The sequence below is a fragment of the Pseudoalteromonas sp. SG44-1 genome, from assembly GCF_014164315.1.
Taxonomy (GTDB): domain Bacteria; phylum Pseudomonadota; class Gammaproteobacteria; order Enterobacterales; family Alteromonadaceae; genus Pseudoalteromonas; species Pseudoalteromonas rhizosphaerae.
This window is the reverse complement of the sequence record NZ_JACJEW010000025.1, coordinates 38079-60532: the sequence shown is the minus strand read 5'-3', so window position 1 is coordinate 60532 and position 22454 is coordinate 38079. Positions and strand designations below refer to the sequence as shown.

The following is a 22454-nucleotide window of genomic DNA, read 5'->3' as shown; positions in this document are numbered from 1 at the left end:
TAAAGCAAAGGACACCTGTGACTGACTCAACCACCTATTCAGATATTTGTATTTTAAGACTCTCAGCAATTGGTGATGTTTGCCATGGCGTATCTGCAGTGCAGGCAATTCAAAAAGCGCACCCCAATGCAAAAGTTACCTGGGTGGTCGGCAAAATTGAAGCCATGTTACTAGCTGATTTACCCGGTGTTGAGCTGGTGGTGTTTGATAAAAAACAAGGCAAAGCAGCCTATCAGCAATTAAAACAACAATTTAAAGGGCGTAAGTTTGATGTGTTGCTGCATATGCAAGTGGCACTTCGAGCTAACTTAGTGGCGCGTTGTATTCCTGCAAAAGTTAAAATTGGTTTTGATTGGGCGCGCTCAAAAGAATTGCATAGCTTGTTTATTAACCAGCGCATTGCACCACAGCAGCAGGCTCATGTGTTAGAAGGCTTTAAAGGCTTTGCGCAGGCGATAGGTGTACCTGATTATCAACCAAACTGGCAAATGCCAGTCAGCGAACATGATCAAAGTAATGCTGATGAATTACTTGGTACGGAGCGATTAGAGGGGCGAATTTTTGTGATTTCTCCAGCTGCCAGTAAAAAAGAACGCAATTGGCTGGCTGAACGCTATGCTAAGCTTGCAGAACATGCCTACAAGCAAGGGTTTCATGTGGTGATCACGGGTGGCCCGACAGAGCTTGAAGTGACGCTCAGTGATGACATTATTGCAGCCACTACAACGCCAATCCTTAATTTAGTGGGTAAAACCAAACTCAAAGAGTTGCTTTGCGTACTTAAACGAGCTGCATTGGTATTAGCACCTGATACAGGCCCAGCTCATATGGCCGTCACCGTAGGCACTCCCGTTATTGGTTTATATGCCCACTCAAACCCGAAACGCACTGGACCCTATTTATATCAAAATTACGTGGTTGAGGTGTATCACCAAAACTTACTCAAGCAAACTGGTAAAACCGCTGAGCGATTACCTTGGGGTACGCGGGTTAAAGGCAGTGATCTAATGAGCCAAATAAGTGTTGATGAAGTAGCTTTGATGTTTGACCTTGTGGTTGAGAAAGAGCAATTATGAGCAATATCAATAAAGCCTTATTTTTAGACCGTGATGGCGTGGTTAATATCGATCATGGTTATGTTTATGAGTCGGATAAATTTGAATTTGTGCCAGGCGTATTTACTGCATGTAAGGCGTTTGCGGATGCAGGCTATAAACTGATCATAGTGACTAATCAATCTGGTATTGGCCGTGGTTACTATTCAGAGGCGGATTTTCACGCTTTAACACAGTGGATGATAGCCCAATTTGCTGCGCATCAAGTAAAGGTGACGGATGTTTACTTTTGCCCACACCACCCGAAAAAAGCATTACCCGAATACCTCAAAGAGTGTGATTGTCGTAAACCAGCTCCGGGCATGTTACTGCAAGGTATCGCTGATCATCATATCAATCCAGCTTGCAGCATTATGGTTGGAGACAAACTAAGCGACATGCAAGCGGCAAGTAAAGCGGTTATTGGCACTCGGGTGCTTGTACGATCCGGGCAGGAGTTTGATGCGGTAGCCATCGACTCGGCAGATCATGTTTGTGATTCGTTAGCAGACTTACCCTCAATATTGCTATAGCCCAATGTAAACTGGCAGCATAAGTTGTCAGTTCCTTATTTCTGCGATGAACTACAAACAGTGCATTTGTTTGACTAAACTTTTACAATAGCCACAAAGATGAGCCGTGTTAACTTAAGTACGCTCACCCCGTTCAATAATTTGGAGATTACAGATGAGAGCATCTGCGTTTTTTACTCAGCTTCAGCAGCAAATTGAAGATGTAAAAGCCGAAGGCTTATATAAAAATGAGCGTATTATTACTTCGCAGCAGCAAGCACAAATTCAAGTTGCTTCTGGTGATAAAGTTATTAACTTCTGTGCAAATAATTACTTAGGTTTAGCGAATAGCCCTGAGCTGATCCAGGCTGCACAAAACGGCTTAAATGACCATGGCTTTGGTGTTGCGTCAGTACGCTTTATTTGTGGTACACAAGACATTCATAAAACATTAGAGAAGAAGATCAGTGAATTTTTAGAAACGGAAGACACGATTTTATATTCATCATGTTTTGATGCCAATACCGGTTTATTTGAAACAATTTTAGGCGCTGATGATGCGATTATCTCTGATTCGTTAAATCATGCTTCTATCATTGATGGCGTTCGTTTATGTAAAGCAAAGCGCTTCCGTTATGCAAATAATGATATGGCAGATCTTGAAAAGCAATTGATTGCTGCCGATGAAGCGGGTGCAAAAACAAAATTAATCGCCACCGATGGTGTGTTCTCAATGGATGGGGTTATTTGTAATCTTGAAGCGGTCTGTGACCTTGCTGATAAATACAATGCACTTGTTATGGTTGATGACTCTCATGCCGTTGGCTTTGTCGGTGAAAACGGCAAAGGCACACCTGAGTACTGCAACGTGCTAGACCGTGTTGATATTATTACCGGCACTTTAGGTAAGGCGCTTGGCGGTGCATCGGGTGGTTATACATCAGGTAAAAAAGAAATAGTTGAATGGTTACGCCAGCGCTCTCGCCCATATTTATTCTCAAACTCATTAGCGCCTTCAATCGTTACAGCATCAATCAAAGTATTAGAAATGCTCGAAAATGGCAGTGAATTGCGTGCTAAGTTATGGTCAAACGCTAAATACTTCCGTGAGCAAATGGAAGTGGCTGGATTTACCTGTGCGGGTAAAGATCACGCGATTATTCCAGTAATGTTAGGTGATGCTAAAGTTGCGTCGGCAATGGCTGATAAGTTATTAGCAGAAGGCATTTACGTCACTGGTTTTTCATTCCCAGTGGTGCCAAAAGGCCAAGCGCGTATTCGTACACAAATTTCTGCTGCGCACAGCATTGAGCAATTAGATACCGCAATTGACGCCTTTACCCGTATTGGTAAAGAAATGGGCATTATCTAATTAATTTATTTTAAACCGTTGCCTTCGCAGCGGTTTTTTTATTGAGTGTGATTCATGAAAGCATTATCTAAATTAAAAGCAGAACCAGGTATTTGGATGACGGATGCGCCAAAACCTGAAGTTGGGCATAACGATTTATTAATCAAAATTCGTAAAACCGCTATTTGTGGTACTGACGTACATATTTATAAGTGGGATGAGTGGGCGCAAAACACCATTCCTACGCCTATGGTAGTAGGTCATGAATATGTCGGTGAAGTGGTTGATATGGGTCAAGAAGTTCGCGGTTTTAGTGTTGGTGACCGAGTATCGGGCGAAGGGCATATTACCTGTGGCCATTGTCGTAACTGTCGCGCTGGGCGTGTTCATTTATGCCGTAACACCACTGGTGTAGGTGTTAACCGCGAGGGGGCTTTTGCCGAGTATTTAGTGATCCCAGCGTTTAATGCATTTAAAATTCCAGACAATATCAGTGATGAGTTAGCTTCTATTTTTGACCCATTCGGTAATGCAGTACACACAGCACTGTCATTCGATTTAGTGGGTGAAGATGTGTTGATCACAGGTGCAGGCCCAATTGGTATTATGGCTGCTGCAGTTGCAAAACATGTTGGCGCACGTCATGTAGTGATCACCGATGTCAATGAATACCGATTAGACCTTGCACGTAAAATGGGCGCAACGCGTGCAGTTAATGTGGCTAATGAAAAGCTTGAAGATATTATTAAAGAGCTTGGTATGACAGAAGGCTTTGATATTGGTCTAGAAATGTCAGGCGTACCGGTTGCATTTAATAGCATGTTAAATAACATGAATCACGGTGGTAAAATTGCCATGCTAGGTATTCCACCATCTGATATGGCGGTTGATTGGAACCAAGTGATTTTTAAAGGCTTAGTGATCAAAGGGATTTATGGCCGTGAAATGTTTGAGACCTGGTACAAAATGGCCAGTCTTATTCAGTCAGGGCTCGATCTAAATCCAATCATCACTCATCAATATTCAATAGATGACTTCCAAGCTGGCTTTGATATGATGATTTCAGGCCAATCGGGGAAAGTAATTCTTAACTGGAATTAATTATCCACTTGTTAAGAGAATTAAAGGCGGCATTTGTCGCCTTTTTTGTAATTATAAGAGAGTACTATGGCATTTAAGCATATTTCAATTACCGAAACTCAAGCACTACTTAATAAAGATGATGTCGTGATTGCTGATATTCGCGATCCTAATTCGTATCAAGCAGGGCATATTCCGGGTTCAGAGCATTTATCAAATGCCAATATTGGCGAATTTATGATGAACAAAGAGTTTGATCAGCCAATTATTATTGTTTGTTATCATGGTATGAGCTCACAAGGCGCAGCCAACTACTTAGCTGAGCAAGGCTTTGAAGATGTATACAGTATGGATGGTGGTTTTACCCAGTGGGAAACCCAATTTCCGGAGCAAGTGGAACGATGATCGAACTGGGTAGTATAAATAATCCACGTGCAGCACAAGGCTTTATTGATTATATAAAAAGCCAAGGCTTACAGGGCGAGCTTCGATCGCAAGATGGAAAAACGGTAATTATTTGTGTTGCCCCAGAGCATTTCCATCAAGCTCAGCCATTATGGCAAGCGTTTGTAGAAAACCCCAATCATGCCCGTTATCAAGAGGCATCTTGGCAAGTAGGAAGTACGCAATCACCGTTGAGCTATCAAGGCCATGACTTAAATTTAAAAGCACGCTTTAAAGCATTGAGCTGGTTAAACCAAACGGTCACTTTATTATGTGTAGGTATTTACATTGCCTTCTTACTCGGTGGCTTTGAGTCAATTTATAGCGTATTACAGTTTAAACCCAATCAACCATTAACTTGGCTTACACCTGCAATTGTGCATTTTACTGCTGTGCACTTAGTGTTTAATATTATGTGGTGGATCATGCTAGGCGATGGTATTGAAAAGCTCAGTGGTAAAAGTACTTTAGTAGGTCTTTTTTTAGTGACCGCGCTATTTAGTAATTGGGCTGAGTTTATTATGGTTGGCCCTAACTTTGGCGGCTTAAGTGGCGTTGTTTATGGTTTACTTGGGTTTTGTTGGATCCATCGGGCATTGAACCCGCAACAACCGGCTTTAGTAACTAATGGTATTATTGGTTTTATGCTGATTTGGCTGGTACTAGGCTTTGCTGACATGTTGTTTGTAAGTATGGCTAACTGGGCGCACTTAGGTGGGCTATTAAGCGGTATGGCTTACGCGTTTACCGCTCAATTGTTTACTAAAAAAACAGCTTAAGATACTCAGTTATATAAGTACTTAGTGATATAAATATTTAGTAAATAATACTTCGCGAATGATCTCTTGCCCTGTTTCTTGTTTTAACAGGGTTTTGAGTTTTTCGGCACAACGCTTTCTGATCTCTTCACGGCCGGTGAGTGATTTAATTTTTTCTTCAGGCTCTTTTGATAAAATTTCTACCAATGCATCTCTAAGTAACGGGGTGTGATGCTCAACAATAGCAATGTTTGACATATCACTGAGCATTAAATCTACAGTAATACGCACATAACCTAACTTTTTATTACTCTGACCAATATAGTTGGTAATGATATCGGGTTCGAAACCAAAGTAGCCCACAGTTGATTCAGCTTTGCTTGCAAAGCTGCTAAACAAGCTAATAAAGAAAGTGCTAATTAATATGCCAGCGTAAAGCGTTTTTTTCATATTCAGTAGAGAGCCCTGTAATTAATTGTTATTAGTCTATACGTAATAATGGCTAAGATACAGGCTGATGCAGCTATTATATTCATTAATCATCACTTTTTCCCCGAGGCGGGCAGTGGTATCATTTAAAGGGTTATTATTAAATAGAGTTATCGTGATCACATTTCCTGTTTCTGTAACTGCGGATTGGCAGTTAGGTACATCAATCAATTATTTGTCTTGTAACGAGCAAGACTGGCTACTTGAGCCCAACTCACTGACGGCGAAATTAAAAACACAGTGTGGTGAATTCTCTGTAAAAGTGCTTAGTGAGAAAGAGTTTGAACTGAGTATTTCACAACAACAATTATTAGATTGTTCAAAGCGTATTGGTATTAATCGTGAAGTTTTGCTGCTTTGTGATGGCATCCCTATGGTATACGCACAAAGCTGGCTACCTGCCACCGATGATATGCAACAACAGCAATTATTGGCACTGGGTAATCGGCCTTTAGGTGATGTTATTTTTCAACATCCGGACTTAAAACGTACCGAAATTGAAATAGCACGTTTTGATTGTCAGCACCCAGTACAGCAGCTTGTTAGCCAATACTCTGCAGCTACAAAACCCTTGTGGGGGCGACGCAGTATTTTTTCGTTGGCGCAAAGCCGTTTTTTAGTAGCTGAAATATTTTTACCAGAGGCTTATCTATATTTATGAAATTTGCTGCCTTACACATTGCTCATATACCGTATTATAAGCAGTTAATGCGCACCGATAAGCCTATCGGTACTTTATTGCTGTTATGGCCTACATATTGGGCATTGTGGCTTGCAAGTGATGGTATGCCAAGCCTACTTAATTTTGTGGTATTTAGCTTTGGTGTATTTGTTATGCGCAGCGCAGGTTGTGTTATTAATGATTACGCAGATCGTAAAATTGATGGCGCGGTAAAACGCACAGCACAAAGACCCTTAGCTTCTGGCTTGGTGAGTAGTGGCGAAGCATTAAGCTTATTTTTGTTGCTTATCATAATTGCTTTCATACTGGTGTTGTTACTCAGTTGGCAAACCATATTATTGTCAGTCGGGGCATTGCTATTGGCATTTAGCTACCCATTTATGAAACGTTACACTAATTTACCGCAAATAGTGCTAGGTGCAGCTTTTGGTTGGGCTATTCCGATGGCTTTTATGGCTGCAACAGGTACTATCCCACTGCTTGGCTGGTTGTTATTTATCGCTAATATTGCGTGGACTACGGCATACGATACTATGTATGCCATGGTAGACAGAGATGATGATTTGAAAATTGGCGTAAAGTCTACAGCGATATTGTTTGGTAGTGCCGATCGAATCATTATTTTTGCGCTAAATGGTGTATTTATAGGTTTGTTGGCTTTAATTGGTTATACGAGTCAATTAGCAATGCCGTATTGGCTTGGTCTATGTGTGGCATGTGGCTTTTTGGTTTACCAACAATTTCTAATTCATAGTCGTAATAGAGAGCATTGTTTTAAAGCTTTTTTAAATAATCATTATGTCGGTATGGTCGTTTTTATTGGCTTAGTGGCGTCCTTGCCATTTAATCTATAGTGTTAGCGAGGTGGATCAATAACGCCACTGATTGAAGTGTTTTTCCTAAACCAACCCGCAACTGAATAGCGATTATCAATTGTCGGCAGTACTTCATGCATAAAGCGTTCGCTTTCAAACATCACGAACGTGCCAGCTTTGGGCTGAATAGTGATTTCAACGTCTTTACTTTTAGGTTTGTAAATCACTAACTCACCACCAGATTGCACTGTATTTAAGTAAAATACAGTAGTAAATACACGGTTCGAACGCCCTTTAAATGCGTCGTAATGCTTTTTATAAAAGTCGCCATGCTGGTATTTCGCATAGTGACACTCATAATCAAATAAACCCAAAAAGAAATAACGATTCAAGTTTACTCTGATATCTTCAAGCGCATTTTGATAATCAATTTGAGCTTGGCTACTACCATCAAACCAAAAGGTCTTGTCGGTGCGTATGCTCTTGTCTATTTGTAAATCCTGCTGACGGCCAATACCTGCTGATTTGAAATTGGGGTTGATACGATAACAATCTTCTATCAACGCGTTAGTCAGTGTTTCAGCAAACATATTTTCGATCACGGCGTAGCCATGAGTTTCTATGTCAGTTAAATAACGTCCAGGGATCAGGTTAAGGCTCATTAATTGTACTATATAGCAGGGAAGGCGCGTAGTTTAGCTTAAAATGATGCAAAGGTACTACTGAAGATTTAGAAACCAAGCCTGAGTTCTGCTTTAGGCTTGGTTTTCATGCTGTTACTTAAGAATTAATTGATAACGCTGTCTTTTCTATTAATGACAGGAGCTGGTTTATTGGGTCGTCAGCAGTAACTTGCTGGCTGGTTTGTACAATCAATTGCTCATGAGCTAAGTTCTTATTGGTTTTTAACTGGAGCAGATTATTATTCTCTGCGACCGAACTTGCATGTTCAATACTGCTAATTGCAACATGGTTTGATTTACACAACCCGTCCATTACTTGCTCAATACTGCCAACTTTTATACTGCTGGTCTTGTTTAAGCTATCGACAGCCTCATTCAACATAGTTTGAATTTGTTTTGATTGTGAAAAACAACTATACATAGGGTAATCATTTAAATCTTGTTTGCAAAGATTGTTCTTATTCGCAAGAGGATGGCTTTTTGCAACGAATAAAATAAGTTGATCAGGTAAGTGTATGTCATTGCCAATACTATTAACTGCTTGCGAACAAACGCTAATATCAATTTCACCTAATTGCAGTTTACGAACCAACTCACTTTGTTCTTGTAGTTGCATTTCGATTTTTACATGAGGGTATTGTGCTAAAAATTGGCCACATGAAATAGGCACTATGGCACTAGCATTATTGGTATAGCCAATCACCAGCTTTTCACTTGCACAGCCATTAACGGATTTAAATAAACGCTTTTTAGTTTCTTCGAGCTTGCTTAGAGTGTCTTGTGCGTACTCTAAAAAAAGCTCACCTTCAGTTGTTAGCTTCACGGAGCGAGTCGAGCGTTTGACTAATTCATAGCCAACTTCATCTTCTAAAGTCTGAATACTGCGCGTCAATGCTGAGGTACTAATTTTTGTTGTTTCGGCCGCTTGGCGAAAATGTCGTAGCTGGCCTAAAGCTACAAATTGCTCTAATTGTTCAAATCTCACTTTTATAGTCCTTTGTATAAGTAAGCCGCACTACTGGCGAACATAATTGATATTATTTTAATAGATAGTAATCCATTGTACCCAATTTGAAAAGCGCATTTCACACAATTGTTACAAGTATCAGTTAGGGTAACGCTCTTTTATCTCCAAAAAAAGTGTTAAATTGTTAATAAATATGTCCACAAGTTTTGGCTCAAACTGTTTGCCACTCTGTTTCTTGAGCAAATCGAGTACTTCTTCAAGTGGCCAAGCTTTTTTATAGCAACGATCACTGCCAAGGGCATCAAAAACATCCGCTAGAGCTGTAATACGACCAACAATGTGAATATCTTTACCTGCAAGTTGATTAGGATAGCCTGAGCCGTCCCATTTCTCATGATGTGTATGTGCAATGATTGAACCACATTTTAATATTTCGTTATTCGAATTCTTTAGAATATCATAACCAACTTCGGCGTGAGTTTGCATAATCGCCCACTCTTGATCATCAAGCTTACCGGGTTTATTGAGAATATGATCTGGAATACTTATTTTTCCAATATCGTGCAAGGGGGAGGCGAGTTTTATTACTTCACACTCAAAGTTATTTAAGCCATATAACTTACCTAACAGTTCACTATAGTGTGCAACTCTTTTGACATGTGAACCGGTTTCTTTTGAGCGTTTTTCAACGGCTTCACCGAGAATATACGATAGCTCTTTTTGCGAATCTTTCATCATGTCGCGTAATTTCAAGTTATCGTAAGCCAGAGCAATATTGTTGGCAAAAAACTCCAAAAGCTGATAATCGGTGGTTCCTAATAACGAGCCTTTGCGCACATACAGCATTGTTTCGAGGCCTGCCTGAGTTGGAAAGTAGCCAATGTAGTCATGCATGGTTTTTTGAGATGATTTGCGATTGTGTGCTTCAACAAATAATTGCTTTACATCTTCGGGGATCATATCGGCATTAGGTTCAGGCTCAACACCTGAAGCTGCCAGTAGCTTAAAATCAGTGGCTGGGGATGTTTGTTGGTTAACAGCTGCGGCACAATAAATTTCAGTGTCATCTAAGCCCATAACATTGGTTACATGGGATAAAATTGTTGATGCAAATTCATGGACACTATCACATTTTAAAAATGAGCTAGAAGCGTTGATTATTTTTTCAAGGCCTTTTCTATGACGCTCAATAATTTGAATATCACGATGTGAACGCAGAGCTGAATACAATAATGTTTTCATTTTTATTGCCGTCAGCTCGGTTTTATTTTTGTAATCGTTAATATCGTATTCACGGATCACCGCTTCTTCAGGGGCTTCGCCAGGTTGACCCGTTCGAAGAATAAGGCGGATGTCGTGGTTATTGATATCATCACGGATAAATTTTATTAAGTCTAAACCTGCATGGCTAGTTTCCATTACCACGTCGATTAAACCAACCGAAAAATCGAGATTTTGTTGCAATAATTCTTTTGCGGCTTTCGCTGAATAGGCATGATGTAAACACAAAGCTTTATCTTCAAAGGTAAAGCCAGATAGTACAAGTTTAGTGACTTGGTGAATATCATCCTCATCATCAACCACAAGGATATTCCAGAACGCTTGTGGTGACTGAGCTTCTGACTCTTCAATGACATTTTCTGAAAATAAAAAGTCGTTCACGTTTACACCTTTAGTTTAATCATCCTGCTAAAGAGTATAGTGCTTGTTTTTTAGTCTGCCTTGTTGCTCAGTGGTTTTTTTTCAATGTTTTTAAGCTCAATTTCAATCGCATCACATGAAATATGTATTTCATATAAAGAGGTTAGCAACGATAGCGCAAGGCTGGCTAAGCTAATACCAAATAAAATTACGCCAGTGGTTTTAAACTCAATAAATAATGCAAACATTGAGAATGTACACATTAAAAAAGAAGCAACGCCATAGACTTGCATAGTTCGAATGAGTCTAATACGTTTCCTTAGGTTAGTAATTTGTGCAACGACTAATGGTCGAATAGTGTCACCTTCACGGGCATTAAGTTCACGAATTAATTGTGCTAGCACTAAAAAACGATTGGTATATGCTAATAACAATAAAGAAATTGCAGGGAACAGCAGTCCAGGTGTCGTGAGGGTCATGATTATTTCCTATATAACAATTACTTCGCTTAGAGTAGCTTAGGGTAATTTAATCGCAAAGTAAAAGAGGTTGTCATTGCAAAATAAAATAAATAACAACAGTACAGAGCAACCCCCATTTCAATGGTTAACAATCTATTGCGCTGCAAATGCGGTAGAGGCAAACATTGTCAAAGGGTTATTACTTAACAGCAATATTGAGTGTCAGTTACTCGGTGAGTCCTTACAAGGAGCCGTTGGCGAAATACCTTTAGATCAAACCCAAGTGAGAGTACAGGTTTTTGTGATTAAAGAGCGCCAGGCGCGGCAAATATTGGTAAACTACACTCAAGTACAACAATCCGCTCCTGATTGGGTATGCCCCAACTGTAACGAGCATAATGGGCCAACATTTGAAATTTGTTGGTCTTGCAGGACACCAAATAATGACTAAAGCGAATAATTTTCAGCGTATAAGAGAGCTTAACTATTTGCAACAAGCGGTACTGGCAGCAGCATTAATTGAACGCATGCTACCTAATTATGGTTTATTTAGTGAAGCAACAGGATTTGGTGACGAAGCTATTTTGCGTAGTGCACTTAATTTGTGTTGGGAAAAAATCTTACTGCCGAAAAGTAAGATAAGTCTTGAAAAGCAAATTGAGAAAATAGAGCCTAATGTTCCAGAACTCGCTGATTTTGATATGTTCGGTACTTATCCAGCGATAGATGCCGCCACTGCCTTATTAGGTTTAATGCATGGTTTAATTGCCAAAGATGAGCAAGAATTTATCAGCATTAGTAAAATCTCTCAGGCGACTGTTGCGCGTTTTATTGAATATCAATTAACGGTTGAAGGTGAACTGGCTGATAATACAGCGGTACGTGAACATCCGTTAATGCAATACGAAATTGAAGTGTTAGGCGAGTTAATTGATTTTGTTGAGCAGATGGGCAGAGTAACAGCTGAAAATGTTAAAGCGTTAAAGCAACACGCTATAGCTGATGGACAAACAAACATTGGTATTACACTTTAAGTAACCAAAACTCTGATTAAGAGATTTATTTTAAGAATTTAAAAGTGCCAAAGGGCATGGGAGAAAACTGCAGTGCGAATTTTAGGCATTGAATCGTCGTGTGATGAAACGGGAATTGCAATCTATGATGATGAACAAGGTCTACTTGCTCATCAACTCTATAGCCAAGTAAAAGTGCATGCAGATTATGGCGGTGTAGTGCCTGAACTTGCATCTCGAGATCATGTTCGTAAAACCTTGCCATTAATCGATGCTGCTTTTGCACAGGCCGGTTGCGGACCTGAAGATATCGATGGTATTGCTTACACTGCAGGCCCAGGACTGGTGGGAGCATTATTAGTGGGTACTTCAATTGGACGCTCACTTGCCTATGGGTGGAATATTCCAGCAGTGGCTGTTCATCATATGGAGGGCCATCTACTGGCGCCAATGCTTGAAGAAAACGTGCCTGAATTTCCGTTTATTGCTTTACTCGTATCAGGTGGACACACCATGATGGTTAAAGTCGCTGGGATTGGTCAGTATGAAGTATTGGGTGAATCGGTAGATGATGCCGCAGGTGAAGCATTTGATAAAACAGCTAAGTTACTTGGTTTAGATTACCCTGGTGGGCCACGGTTAGCTAAACTTGCTGAGCAAGGTGTTCCTAAGCGCTTTATTTTCCCACGACCAATGACAGATAAACCGGGCCTTGACTTTAGTTTTAGCGGCTTGAAAACGGCGGCTGCAATTACTATTCGTAATAATGACGATGATCAGCAAACCAAAGCAGATATCGCTCATGCGTTTCAAACCGCAGTTATTGATACATTAGTTATTAAATGTAAGCGTGCTTTAAAGCAAACGGGTATAAATCGCTTAGTAATTGCCGGTGGTGTAAGCGCCAATATACAGCTACGTGCGCAACTAGAGCGTGTAATGCAAGGCATGAAAGGACAGGTTTATTATCCGCGCACAGAGTTTTGTACTGACAATGGTGCCATGATCGCCTATGCGGGTATGCAGCGCTTAAAGGCTGGGCAGTTTGCCAGCCTTGATATGAAAACGAAACCACGTTGGCCGATAGATAGTTTAGAGGCTATTTAAATTTAAGTATTGTTATCATCTTTAGTTGGTGGCGTTTTTTTGTCACCAATTTTAGGTTCTTTGCCACTAAATAAACGTTTAATATTGGCGTGGTGGCGAAAGATAATCAAAATAGTTAAAAATGTTACTGGTAAGGTATAAAGCGGTTTGATCCACCAAGTGTATAATGGCGCTAAAGAAACGGCAACTAATGCCCCAAGTGACGAATAGCGTGTAATAGCAACAACAGCCACCCAGGTTGAAATTAATAACCCGCCTAACAACAAGCCAATGGGAAGCAATGTTCCAAATGCAGTTGCAACTGCTTTACCGCCTTTAAAGTGAAAGAATACCGGAAACATATGTCCTAAACACGCAGCAACCCCTATCAATCCCAGCATTAGTGGTTCAAGTTGTAAAAAATAAGCGCCCCAGACAGGAATAGTCCCTTTGAGAATATCAAACACTAAGACTAAGCAGGCTGGAACAGCGCCACCAAGACGATAAACATTAGTTGCGCCAGGGTTGTTTGAGCCATTGCTGCGAGGATCGGGTAGTTTAAACAGCCGAGACACTAGAATGGCTGATGAAATCGACCCGAGTAAATAGGCTAAAACTAACATTAAAACGGCTATCACGCGCTTCCTTATTTTTTAATCGCAGTTTTTCGGCTATCATTGGCCGCAAAAATTGCATTCATACTTTTCGTGGTTCAAATAGCAGATACATAATGTATCTATACGCTTATATCATATGGGTAATTTTTACATGATGTACCTATAGGCTATTGTATGGGTAATTTTTACATAATAAAACACAGTTAAAGTGTATAAAGGCTATAAATGCAAATTATAGCCGATGTAGACTCAAGTCAATGAGTTTTAAGTTTTTGCCAGTTGGAGCAGTTATGGATAAGGTTTTTATATCGCAACTACATGTTGACACTATCATAGGCGTGTACGATTTTGAAAAAGAAACTAAACAGAGTTTGTATTTTGATATCGAGATGCTGTGTGATATTAAACCCGCAGCAAAAACCGATGACATTGCCTTAGCACTTGATTACGCAAAGGTAAGTGAGAGAGTAATCGCGCACACGACAGCAAAGCCTGTTGAGTTATTGGAGACCTTAGTAGAGCAACTAGCGGCTATCATTTTAACCGAGTTTGCTACAACACAAGTTACCATTCGAGTTAGTAAACCCGCAGCCGTCGCGCAAGCACGCACTGTAGGTGTTGAAATTACCCGACTCAAGGCACGTTAAGATGGCGCAAATTTATATTAGCCTTGGCTCTAATGTTGATAAAGAACATTATATCCGCCAAGCGTTAATCGCCCTAAAAGCACACCTTGTAGAATTCGAGCATTCCAGTGTCTTTGAAAGCGAAGCAGTTGGCTTTGCAGGTAATAACTTTTACAACTCAGTCATTGGTGCACAAACACAGATACCGCTTCCCCAGTTATGTCAGTTACTCAAACAGATTGAACGAGATAATGGTCGTACAAATAACGATAAAAAATTTAGCCCGCGTACACTCGATCTAGATTTACTGTTTTACGATGATGTAGTGTGTGATTCTCCTGCACAGTTACCCCGTGATGAAATCACCAAAAATGCCTTTGTCCTGCAGCCATTGGCAGAAATAGCTCCCGATTTTTATCATCCTACAGCAAAGCAAACAATCGCTCAGTTGTGGGATACTTACAACAACCCCAAGCAAAAACTATGGAAGGTGGAGTTTACTAACCCATGAGTATTATCGAAATTATTGTTTTAGCCCTGATCCAGGGATTAACTGAGTTTTTACCTATTTCAAGCTCAGCTCACCTCATTCTCCCTTCACAAATTCTTGGCTGGCAAGATCAAGGCCTTGCCTTTGATGTTGCTGTGCATGTAGGCACGCTGATTGCCGTAATAATTTACTTCAGAAAAGAAGTTGTCGAAATACTTGCTGCATGGTTTAAATCATTTGGTGCACAAGGTACAACAGATGATAGTAAACTTGGCTGGTGGATTATTTTAGGCACTATACCAGCCGCTGTACTGGGTTTAATTTTTAAAGACTTAATCGAGCTCTATTTACGCAGTGCGTGGGTAATTGCAATCACCACTATTTTGTTTGGTTTATTACTTTGGTATGCCGACGTAAAAGGTAAGCAAACTAAAACAATTTATCAATTAACTTGGAAATCAGCACTGATGATCGGTATGGCGCAAGCGATGGCGATGATCCCAGGTACATCACGCTCGGGTATTACGATGACCGCCGGTTTAATGCTGGGGATGAATAAACAAAGCGCTGCGCGTTTTTCATTTTTACTCGCAATTCCAGTGATCTCAATGATGGGCTTGTATTACACCATTGAGCTGGCATTAGGGGATCATATAGTTGATTGGACAACATTAATTTTAGGCGCTGGTTTATCGTTTCTCTCTGCGTATGCGTGTATTTTCCTGTTCTTAAAAATAATCGAACGTATGGGGATGATGCCATTTGTTATCTATCGATTATTATTGGGTGTGGGTTTAATTGTTTTTTTGATGATGTAACGCTAGGTTTATAAAAGATCAATAAAAACGCCTTAACTCAATGAGCTAAGGCGTTTTTTTATAAGCCAAATGCACCTTAAATTAGAAAGTGTATTTTGCACCCATCGATAAGCGACCTTTCCAGCGAGGCTCTGCAATTACATCTACATTTGAGCGGTTAAGCATAAGTAAGGGAATTATTTAACTTATATACTTATTCGTTGTTATTTAGCACAAGTGTTGTGTTAGATGGCAATGGTAACTGAGCGCTATTTTTGGCATTATGGCATCTCATTTATTATCTATTTTTTAGCGCTGCGTAAGCTATGTGTGGCGGCAAAGGAATAATATGCATATTCATATTTTAGGCATTTGCGGCACCTTTATGGGTGGTATTGCAGCGATAGCTAAGTCGCTAGGTCATACAGTCACGGGCTCTGATCTAAACGTATATCCGCCAATGAGCACGCAACTCGAAGAGCTTGGTATTAAATTAACCCAAGGCTATGATGTCTCTCAGTTAGAACCTGCACCAGATATGGTGATTATTGGCAATGCAATGAGTCGTGGTAACCCATGTGTTGAATATGTATTGGACAAGGGCTTAGCGTATACTTCTGGCCCTGAATGGTTAAAGCATAATTTATTGCAAAACTCCTGGGTACTGGCGGTTGCTGGAACTCATGGTAAAACTACCACTGCAAGCATGCTGGCATGGATTTTAGAATACGCGGGTTTAAAGCCAGGGTTTTTGATTGGCGGTATTGTGCAAAATTTTGGTTTGTCGGCACGGGTTGGCGAAACGCCATTTTTTGTAATTGAAGCTGATGAATACGACACTGCATTTTTTGATAAACGCAGTAAGTTTGTTCATTACTTACCGCGCACACTGATTTTAAACAATCTTGAGTTTGATCATGCTGATATTTTTGAAGATTTAAACGCTATTAAAAAACAATTTCATCATTTGATGCGTACACTACCAAGTAGCGGCAAAGTTATTTGGCCACAACAAGACGATGCTCTGCAAGATGTAATTAACCAAGGCTGTTGGAGCGAAAGTGAAACACTGGGCGCTGATTGGGGATATGAGCTGATTAATGCCGATGGCAGTGAATTTGCAGTGTTACTCAATGATGAATACCAAGGCTCAGTAAAATGGCAAGCGTTTGGTGGGCACAATGTTAAAAACGCTATTATGGCTATTGCTGCCGCGCGCCATGTCGGGATTGCAATTGAACATAGCATTGCAGGGTTAGGGGAATTTATTAGTCCTAAACGTAGGATGGAGCTAAAAGCCGATATTGCCAATATTAAAGTGTATGACGACTTTGCTCATCACCCAACAGCTATCACTACAACGCTTGCTGGGTTGCGTGCAAAAGTAGGCAATGAAAAAATTATTGCGATATTAGAGCCGCGCTCAAACACTATGAAAATGGGTGTACATCAACATACGTTATTGGCGTCATTAGCTGATGCTGATGATGTGTATTTATTCGAGCCAGATAATTTAACCTGGTCATTAAGTGAGCAGGCCAAACAGGCTGGTATGTTATGCTTGAGTAATACCGATGAGATCGTTGAACAAGTGGTCTCCCAAGCGCAACCGCAACAACATATTTTGATCATGAGTAATGGTGGCTTTAATGGTCTCCACAACACATTGATAACAGCTTTGCAGCATAAATTTATCCAGCAATAAACCGGAGCGACAGTGCAATATAAAGAAACCATAACGCTGGCCTTTAGTGGTGCGTCAGGCGCGCCATATGGCTTACGATTACTTGAAGTATTGCTCGCGCAGCAGTTTCGCGTGTATGTATTGATCTCAAGCGCGGCGCGTGTAGTGCTAGATACTGAATCAAACATTAAATTATCAGCCAATGAAGATAAAGCCACCGAACAATTAAGTAGCTTATTTAAATCACAGCCAGGGCAGTTACAAGTATTTGGTAAAGATAACTGGTTTAGCCCTGTGGCGTCTGGCTCTGCAGCGCCGAAAAAAATGGTCGTGTGCCCGTGTAGTGCAGGCTCGGTCTCTGCAATAGCGATGGGGGCCTCTGATAATTTATTAGAGCGCGCCGCTGATGTCGTGATTAAAGAGCGTGGTCAGTTAATTTTAGTGCCACGAGAAACGCCATTTAGTGAAATCCATCTAGAAAACATGCTAAAGCTCGCAAAGCTCGGGGTAACAATTATGCCAGCTGCACCGGGGTTTTATCATCAACCGCAAACCATTAACGACTTAGTTGATTTTATGGTTGCACGTATTTTAGATCATTTAAATATTGCACACACACTAACTAAACGTTGGGGTTATGGGGAGGGTAAATCATGAGTAAAGCATTGGCTTTGAATATTGAAGGCCTTACCAAAGTATATAAAAATGGTGTTGAAGCCGTTAAAGGCGTTGATCTAAAAGTATATGAAGGTGATTTTTTTGCCTTGTTAGGCCCAAATGGCGCGGGTAAGTCAACTACCATTGGGGTGATCTCATCATTGGTTAATAAAACCAAAGGCTTAGTAGAGGTGTTTGGTCACAACATAGATTCAGATTTAGAAGCCGCTAAATCACAACTAGGCTTAGTGCCACAAGAGTTTAACTTTAGCCAGTTTGAAACGTTGACGCAAATACTGGTAAATCAAGCGGGTTATTACGGAGTTCCCCGTAAGGTGGCGCATCAACGAGCGGATAAATATTTAGCGCAATTAGGCTTACTTGAAAAGAAAGACAAACAAGCACGAACACTATCAGGTGGCATGAAACGTCGTTTAATGATTGCTCGCGCGTTAATGCATGAACCAAAACTGCTAATTTTAGATGAGCCAACCGCCGGTGTAGATATTGAATTACGCCGTTCGATGTGGGATTTTTTAAGACAAATTAATGAGCAGGGGGTGACGATTATTCTCACCACCCATTACTTAGAAGAAGCCGAACTGCTGTGTAAAAATATCGCGATTATTGATTCCGGCATTATCGTTGAAAACACCACCATTAAAGCACTGCTTGCCAAACTAGATAAAGAAACCTTTATTCTTGATTTAAAACAGCCTGTCCAGCCGGTTACCGTTACGCTTGATGGTTATAAGTTTACTATGGCTGATGATCATACTATTGAGGTTGAAGTAGCCAAATCACAGGGCTTGAATGCAGTATTTACAGCATTAACCGAGCAGGGCAATACCGTGCTTAGCATGCGTAATAAAGCTAACCGATTAGAAGAGTTGTTTGTAGGTTTACTAGAGCAAGGGCGGGGCAAGTAGATGTTTAAATATGGCGTAGCCTTAAAGAGTTTATGGTTTAAAGAGTGCATTCGATTTTTGCGTATCTGGGTACAAACACTCGTACCACCGGCAATCACTATGAGTTTGTACTTTGTGATTTTCGGTAATCTTATAGGCTCTCGTATTGGTGATATGGGGGGCTTTAGTTATATGGAGTTTATTGTGCCGGGTCTTATCATGATGTCGGTGATCACTAATTCGTATTCTAATGTGGCATCAAGCTTTTATTCAACCAAGTTTCAAAAAAGTATTGAAGAGCTGTTAGTTGCACCCGTGCCTAATTATATCATTGTGCTTGGCTATATGGGCGGTGGTATGACCCGTGGCATGCTGGTGGGATTAATTGTTACGTGTGTGTCGTTATTATTTGTGGATATTCAAATCCATAATATTTTTGTGATCATCGCGACAGTAATTTTAACTTCTGCGGTATTTGCTTTAGGCGGTTTGATCAATGCTATTTATGCTAATAGCTTTGACGATATCAGTATAATTCCGACCTTTATTTTAACGCCATTGACCTATCTAGGTGGTGTGTTTTACTCAATCACTTTATTGCCAGAGTTTTGGCAAGGCGTATCGCAGGTTAATCCAATTATTTATATGGTTAATGCCTTTAGGTATGGTTTCTTAGGCGTGTCGGATGTTGATTTAACGGTCGCATTTGGCGTGTTGTTATTATTTATTACAGCCTTATTTATATTAGCTTTAACGTTAATTAAAAAAGGTGTGGGGTTAAGACACTAATGAGTGATGCAAATTCACGAAGTATTGTATCGAATCAACAAGGCTTACATGAAAAGCTGGATGATATAGTTAATAAGCATTTAGCTGCCCAGTTTAAAAAACCCATTGCAGCTCATACGCAAACGGCGTTTGATCAAGTAAATGAAAAAGTGCAGGCTTTTAATGGGCCCATTATTTTAGATTCGTGTTGTGGGGTAGGTGAAAGCACCGCTAATTTAGCGAAACGACATCCTGATGCGTTAGTTATAGGTATTGATAAGTCATCGCATCGTTTAGATAAGCATGACATTGAATATAAACAAACCGATTCAGGTCAGTACATTTTAGTGCAAGCCGATTTAAATGACTTTTGGCGACTCGCAGTGGCGGCTAATTGGCAACCCACACATCATTATTTGCTGTATCCAAATCCGTGGCCAAAAGCGAAGCATATTCAACGTCGCTGGCATGGCGCTGCTATTTTTCCATTTATCGTTAAATTAGGTGGGCTGTTAGAAGTTCGCAGCAATTGGGATATTTATGTGAAAGAGTTTGCTCAAGCACTCAAACTCACCGGACATGACTGCACAGTAGAGCTTTATCAAAATGATTTGGCAGTTACGCCATTTGAACGTAAATATTGGGCAAGTGGTCAACAAAGTCACCGTTTAGTAATTAATTTAGATCCTGGCTCGAAATAAAAATTAAGTATTTTATAACTTAATGTTTTCGTAAATCTCTTAACCTGAGTTTAGGTTAAGAGATTGGATACGGTTGGTTTTTATTTGCAGTAATATGTGGCACAGGCTCGGCAAAGTAATAGCCTTGCATTAGTGTCACATTAGCTTTTTTAAGCGCGTTGGCGATAGGCTTACTCTCTACATGCTCAGCAATTAGCTGTAAGTTGAGTTGCTTAGCAAAGCTGGCAATATGCTCAATATATAAATAAATATCTTTATCGTTGATAATTTGCTTGATCAAACTACCATCAAGCTTAATGCCATCTACTTCTAATTTTAGTACATTAGATATATTCGAATAACCTGTACCAAAATCATCAATTATTACCCGTACACCACGATTTTTAACCATGGTTATAAATGCTTTTACCTCAGAAAAATTTGCGATAGCTTCGGTTTCCAATAGTTCTAGGGTGATATTACTCGGTAGTGGATAGCGTTTAAATTCGTTTTCTAAAAATTCAGCAAGGCTTGGGTCAAGCATATCTTGGGCTGTGATATTGATGCTCCAGCACGTACTGGTTTTTCTAAATCGTGCAAAGCATTGTGTGAGCATTGTGCGGGTGAGCATTCCATCCATGCGAGAGCGATTAACGACATCTAAGAATGATTCTGGTTTTAGGACTTCCCCGTGACAGGTGATCATGCGAGCCAAACATTCATACTGAATAATGGCATTCGTTTCATTATCATAAATTGCCTGAAAATAAGGCACAATTCTATTGTTCTCAAATGCTTCACGCACTTCTTTTGCCATTGCTACATTGTACTGATATTGGTTTTTTACATCATGGAGTGCGCTTGAGTAATTAATCACAGTGCGGCGACCTTGTTTGGCTTGTAATGCGGCAATATGAGCATTTTCAAGTAACATTGATTTATTGCCACTGGCGATGCCTGCGCACAAGGTGATGTATATAAAAGGGTCGGTAAGTAATGGGGTACTGCAATTATAAGCTTGGATCACCTCGAGAAAACCTGCATTATCTTTACCAAAAGGAGCGATGAGGACTATTTTGTTGGTCGTTAGACGAAACATCTGGCTACCCGCAGGGCGGCGCTTTTTGAAGTGTTGCAACAAGTTTTTCATAACGCGGTCGCCTACTTCTGTACCATAAAAACTGCTTATATCTTCAACTTCATTTACCCAAATAACAGCAAGTTGCAGATGATGATTAGGGGAGTTTTTAATATAATATTCAAGTGCAATATGATTGGCAAAGCCACTACTGGTATCGGTTGAAATCGCACGTTTCAATAAATACACATAAATACCGGCAACCAACAGAGCAATAAAAAAGAAAAACATAGCCATGCCCGCAGCTTTAGATACACTTTGCGCTAATCGCTGATTGAGATCGTATATGGTGATATCGGCCCCAGTTAAATAGGTGACTCCATTGGCATCGACAAAAGGGACAAAAATTGTTTTAAAATGCCCCCATTGATCTTTTGAAATTTCAAACACTGGCTCTGTTGAATAAAACGCGCCAATATTAGCGGCAGTTGCTTCAGGGTATAGATCGAGTAATTGGGTGATTTTACCGGTATTTTGATCGTTCTGAGTGTAACTCGATGCACTAAAATGTACATTACCGTCTTTTAAAACCATGGCATATACATAAGCGATATTTAACGCATTAGCAAACTCTGAAAGTTGCCGGCTTTTTTGTTGGTATTCGGTTGATGATATATATTGGCCTGCATTGATTTTTTGATGGTATTCATCACCAAGCATATGCTTAACGCTTAATGCCGCATTGAGTAATCGAGTATCAACGCTGTGCATAATATCGTTACGAGTGCTGTTGTAGGTGTAATAGATGTAGCTCAATAAACTGATAAAAAACAGCATGAAACCCGCGATTATCCAATTTGTCCGTAAATTTGTATTTATCATGCTCTTCCTTGATTTATTAGCCCTTCTATTATACAAAAAAAGGCTGTATCGCCTATAAAAATATAGTTAGTTATTTGAATGATAAATATTAATCAAATTATCATTAATTTGTCATGCAATTGGCTACTTTTGTGGCTTTATACGAGACATTTCAACTCTATTACAGTAGAGTTAACGCATTTCGTGGAATC

General features: G+C 40.1%; 26 protein-coding genes. 19 read left to right on the top strand and 7 right to left on the bottom strand.

From position 1 onward, the window contains the following. Positions 1–17 precede the first annotated feature (17 nt). The 6 genes from H5187_RS12990 to glpG all read left to right on the top strand — a co-directional run bounded on the left by H5187_RS12990 (position 18) and on the right by glpG (position 5260). Complete coding sequence (locus H5187_RS12990; RefSeq protein WP_182718392.1) at positions 18–1076, top strand: glycosyltransferase family 9 protein; 1059 nt, start codon at positions 18–20, stop codon at positions 1074–1076. Beyond that, positions 1073–1627, top strand: coding sequence for a D-glycero-beta-D-manno-heptose 1,7-bisphosphate 7-phosphatase (gene gmhB / locus H5187_RS12985; RefSeq protein WP_182735366.1), 555 nt, complete (start codon positions 1073–1075; stop codon positions 1625–1627). The genes H5187_RS12990 and gmhB overlap by 4 nt, the downstream gene beginning before the upstream one ends. Before the next feature lie 154 nt (positions 1628–1781). Continuing rightward, positions 1782–2978, top strand: coding sequence for a glycine C-acetyltransferase (locus H5187_RS12980; RefSeq protein WP_182797932.1), 1197 nt, complete (start codon positions 1782–1784; stop codon positions 2976–2978). Positions 2979–3032: 54 nt separating this feature from the next. Beyond that, complete coding sequence (gene tdh / locus H5187_RS12975; protein ID WP_145235065.1) at positions 3033–4058, top strand: L-threonine 3-dehydrogenase; 1026 nt, start codon at positions 3033–3035, stop codon at positions 4056–4058. Positions 4059–4124: 66 nt separating this feature from the next. Next, positions 4125–4442, top strand: coding sequence for a thiosulfate sulfurtransferase GlpE (glpE, locus tag H5187_RS12970; RefSeq protein WP_182739872.1), 318 nt, complete (start codon positions 4125–4127; stop codon positions 4440–4442). After that, positions 4439–5260: a rhomboid family intramembrane serine protease GlpG gene (gene glpG / locus H5187_RS12965; RefSeq protein ID WP_182739873.1), complete on the top strand. Its 822-nt coding sequence runs from the start codon at positions 4439–4441 to the stop codon at positions 5258–5260. The genes glpE and glpG overlap by 4 nt, the downstream gene beginning before the upstream one ends. A 21-nt stretch (positions 5261–5281) precedes the next feature. Here the strand turns inward: glpG and H5187_RS12960 are convergent, their stop codons facing one another. Beyond that, positions 5282–5689, bottom strand: a complete 408-nt coding sequence (locus tag H5187_RS12960) for a flagellar basal body-associated protein FliL (protein WP_145235070.1) — start codon at positions 5687–5689, stop codon at positions 5282–5284. 154 nt (positions 5690–5843) lie between these two features. Between H5187_RS12960 and H5187_RS12955 the strand changes: the two genes are divergently transcribed. Further along, positions 5844–6389: a chorismate lyase gene (locus H5187_RS12955; protein ID WP_182794716.1), complete on the top strand. Its 546-nt coding sequence runs from the start codon at positions 5844–5846 to the stop codon at positions 6387–6389. Beyond that, complete coding sequence (ubiA, locus tag H5187_RS12950; protein WP_145235074.1) at positions 6386–7264, top strand: 4-hydroxybenzoate octaprenyltransferase; 879 nt, start codon at positions 6386–6388, stop codon at positions 7262–7264. Before H5187_RS12955 ends, ubiA begins: the two co-directional genes overlap by 4 nt. A 2-nt stretch (positions 7265–7266) precedes the next feature. On the opposite strand, the gene H5187_RS12945 is transcribed toward ubiA, so the two are convergent. From H5187_RS12945 to H5187_RS12930, 4 genes are all read right to left on the bottom strand, one after another. Then, positions 7267–7887 carry a 2OG-Fe(II) oxygenase gene (locus H5187_RS12945; RefSeq protein WP_149981397.1) on the bottom strand — a complete coding sequence of 207 codons (621 nt, stop codon included), beginning with the start codon at positions 7885–7887 and terminating at the stop codon, positions 7267–7269. Positions 7888–8005: 118 nt separating this feature from the next. Next, entirely contained in the window at positions 8006–8893 is an 888-nt protein-coding gene (locus H5187_RS12940; RefSeq protein WP_149981396.1) for a LysR family transcriptional regulator, read from the bottom strand. Positions 8894–9013: 120 nt separating this feature from the next. Further along, a complete protein-coding gene (locus H5187_RS12935; RefSeq protein ID WP_182794715.1) occupies positions 9014–10537 on the bottom strand; it encodes a DUF3369 domain-containing protein in 1524 nt (507 codons plus the stop codon). A gap of 50 nt (positions 10538–10587) precedes the next feature. After that, positions 10588–10995: a DUF2721 domain-containing protein gene (locus tag H5187_RS12930; protein ID WP_149981394.1), complete on the bottom strand. Its 408-nt coding sequence runs from the start codon at positions 10993–10995 to the stop codon at positions 10588–10590. A 76-nt stretch (positions 10996–11071) separates the two neighbouring features. Between H5187_RS12930 and H5187_RS12925 the strand changes: the two genes are divergently transcribed. The 3 genes from H5187_RS12925 (at position 11072) to tsaD (ending at position 13097) form a co-directional block, all read left to right on the top strand. Then, positions 11072–11428 (top strand): DUF2007 domain-containing protein, encoded by a 357-nt coding sequence (locus H5187_RS12925; protein WP_182739875.1) that lies wholly within the window; start codon positions 11072–11074, stop codon positions 11426–11428. After that, a complete protein-coding gene (locus H5187_RS12920; RefSeq protein ID WP_145235087.1) occupies positions 11421–12011 on the top strand; it encodes a YjaG family protein in 591 nt (196 codons plus the stop codon). The genes H5187_RS12925 and H5187_RS12920 overlap by 8 nt, the downstream gene beginning before the upstream one ends. A gap of 72 nt (positions 12012–12083) precedes the next feature. Further along, positions 12084–13097 carry a tRNA (adenosine(37)-N6)-threonylcarbamoyltransferase complex transferase subunit TsaD gene (gene tsaD, locus H5187_RS12915; protein WP_145235089.1) on the top strand — a complete coding sequence of 338 codons (1014 nt, stop codon included), beginning with the start codon at positions 12084–12086 and terminating at the stop codon, positions 13095–13097. 2 nt (positions 13098–13099) lie between these two features. On the opposite strand, the gene plsY is transcribed toward tsaD, so the two are convergent. Continuing rightward, a complete protein-coding gene (gene plsY, locus H5187_RS12910; RefSeq protein WP_145235091.1) occupies positions 13100–13714 on the bottom strand; it encodes a glycerol-3-phosphate 1-O-acyltransferase PlsY in 615 nt (204 codons plus the stop codon). Positions 13715–13983: 269 nt separating this feature from the next. On the opposite strand from plsY, the gene folB reads away from it, so the two are divergent. The 8 genes from folB to H5187_RS12870 all read left to right on the top strand — a co-directional run bounded on the left by folB (position 13984) and on the right by H5187_RS12870 (position 20324). Then, positions 13984–14340, top strand: coding sequence for a dihydroneopterin aldolase (gene folB / locus H5187_RS12905; protein ID WP_145235093.1), 357 nt, complete (start codon positions 13984–13986; stop codon positions 14338–14340). Position 14341: 1 nt separating this feature from the next. Then, a complete protein-coding gene (gene folK / locus H5187_RS12900) occupies positions 14342–14830 on the top strand; it encodes a 2-amino-4-hydroxy-6-hydroxymethyldihydropteridine diphosphokinase (RefSeq protein ID WP_182797931.1) in 489 nt (162 codons plus the stop codon). Continuing rightward, positions 14827–15627 (top strand): undecaprenyl-diphosphate phosphatase, encoded by an 801-nt coding sequence (locus H5187_RS12895; RefSeq protein ID WP_182739876.1) that lies wholly within the window; start codon positions 14827–14829, stop codon positions 15625–15627. The genes folK and H5187_RS12895 overlap by 4 nt, the downstream gene beginning before the upstream one ends. Before the next feature lie 328 nt (positions 15628–15955). Continuing rightward, positions 15956–17311, top strand: coding sequence for a UDP-N-acetylmuramate:L-alanyl-gamma-D-glutamyl-meso-diaminopimelate ligase (gene mpl / locus H5187_RS12890; RefSeq protein WP_182739877.1), 1356 nt, complete (start codon positions 15956–15958; stop codon positions 17309–17311). A 12-nt stretch (positions 17312–17323) separates the two neighbouring features. After that, a complete protein-coding gene (locus H5187_RS12885; protein ID WP_182718381.1) occupies positions 17324–17947 on the top strand; it encodes a flavin prenyltransferase UbiX in 624 nt (207 codons plus the stop codon). Then, entirely contained in the window at positions 17944–18876 is a 933-nt protein-coding gene (locus H5187_RS12880; RefSeq protein WP_145235104.1) for an ABC transporter ATP-binding protein, read from the top strand. Before H5187_RS12885 ends, H5187_RS12880 begins: the two co-directional genes overlap by 4 nt. Then, a complete protein-coding gene (locus tag H5187_RS12875; RefSeq protein WP_145235106.1) occupies positions 18877–19644 on the top strand; it encodes an ABC transporter permease in 768 nt (255 codons plus the stop codon). Continuing rightward, complete coding sequence (locus tag H5187_RS12870) at positions 19644–20324, top strand: tRNA (guanosine(46)-N(7))-methyltransferase TrmB (protein ID WP_182718380.1); 681 nt, start codon at positions 19644–19646, stop codon at positions 20322–20324. The genes H5187_RS12875 and H5187_RS12870 overlap by 1 nt, the downstream gene beginning before the upstream one ends. Before the next feature lie 55 nt (positions 20325–20379). Here the strand turns inward: H5187_RS12870 and H5187_RS12865 are convergent, their stop codons facing one another. Continuing rightward, the gene (locus H5187_RS12865; RefSeq protein ID WP_182718379.1) at positions 20380–22263 is read right to left on the bottom strand and encodes a bifunctional diguanylate cyclase/phosphodiesterase; all 1884 of its coding nucleotides are present in this window, start codon (positions 22261–22263) and stop codon (positions 20380–20382) included. Between the last annotated feature and the right edge of the window lie 191 nt (positions 22264–22454).

Bases quoted from the DNA above. Each gene is read 5' to 3' on its own strand.
- mpl (WP_182739877.1), top strand. From the start codon at position 15,956: ATGCATATTCATATTTTAGGCATTTGCGGCACCTTTATGGGTGGTATT.
- ubiA (WP_145235074.1), top strand. From the start codon at position 6,386: ATGAAATTTGCTGCCTTACACATTGCTCATATACCGTATTATAAGCAG.
- H5187_RS12895 (WP_182739876.1), top strand. From the start codon at position 14,827: ATGAGTATTATCGAAATTATTGTTTTAGCCCTGATCCAGGGATTAACT.
- H5187_RS12960 (WP_145235070.1), bottom strand. From the start codon at position 5,689: ATGAAAAAAACGCTTTACGCTGGCATATTAATTAGCACTTTCTTTATT.
- H5187_RS12870 (WP_182718380.1), top strand. From the start codon at position 19,644: ATGAGTGATGCAAATTCACGAAGTATTGTATCGAATCAACAAGGCTTA.
- glpE (WP_182739872.1), top strand. From the start codon at position 4,125: ATGGCATTTAAGCATATTTCAATTACCGAAACTCAAGCACTACTTAAT.
- tdh (WP_145235065.1), top strand. From the start codon at position 3,033: ATGAAAGCATTATCTAAATTAAAAGCAGAACCAGGTATTTGGATGACG.
- H5187_RS12980 (WP_182797932.1), top strand. From the start codon at position 1,782: ATGAGAGCATCTGCGTTTTTTACTCAGCTTCAGCAGCAAATTGAAGAT.
- glpG (WP_182739873.1), top strand. From the start codon at position 4,439: ATGATCGAACTGGGTAGTATAAATAATCCACGTGCAGCACAAGGCTTT.
- H5187_RS12945 (WP_149981397.1), bottom strand. From the start codon at position 7,887: ATGAGCCTTAACCTGATCCCTGGACGTTATTTAACTGACATAGAAACT.
- folK (WP_182797931.1), top strand. From the start codon at position 14,342: ATGGCGCAAATTTATATTAGCCTTGGCTCTAATGTTGATAAAGAACAT.
- folB (WP_145235093.1), top strand. From the start codon at position 13,984: ATGGATAAGGTTTTTATATCGCAACTACATGTTGACACTATCATAGGC.
- H5187_RS12875 (WP_145235106.1), top strand. From the start codon at position 18,877: ATGTTTAAATATGGCGTAGCCTTAAAGAGTTTATGGTTTAAAGAGTGC.
- H5187_RS12865 (WP_182718379.1), bottom strand. From the start codon at position 22,263: ATGATAAATACAAATTTACGGACAAATTGGATAATCGCGGGTTTCATG.
- H5187_RS12930 (WP_149981394.1), bottom strand. From the start codon at position 10,995: ATGACCCTCACGACACCTGGACTGCTGTTCCCTGCAATTTCTTTATTG.
- H5187_RS12920 (WP_145235087.1), top strand. From the start codon at position 11,421: ATGACTAAAGCGAATAATTTTCAGCGTATAAGAGAGCTTAACTATTTG.
- gmhB (WP_182735366.1), top strand. From the start codon at position 1,073: ATGAGCAATATCAATAAAGCCTTATTTTTAGACCGTGATGGCGTGGTT.
- H5187_RS12880 (WP_145235104.1), top strand. From the start codon at position 17,944: ATGAGTAAAGCATTGGCTTTGAATATTGAAGGCCTTACCAAAGTATAT.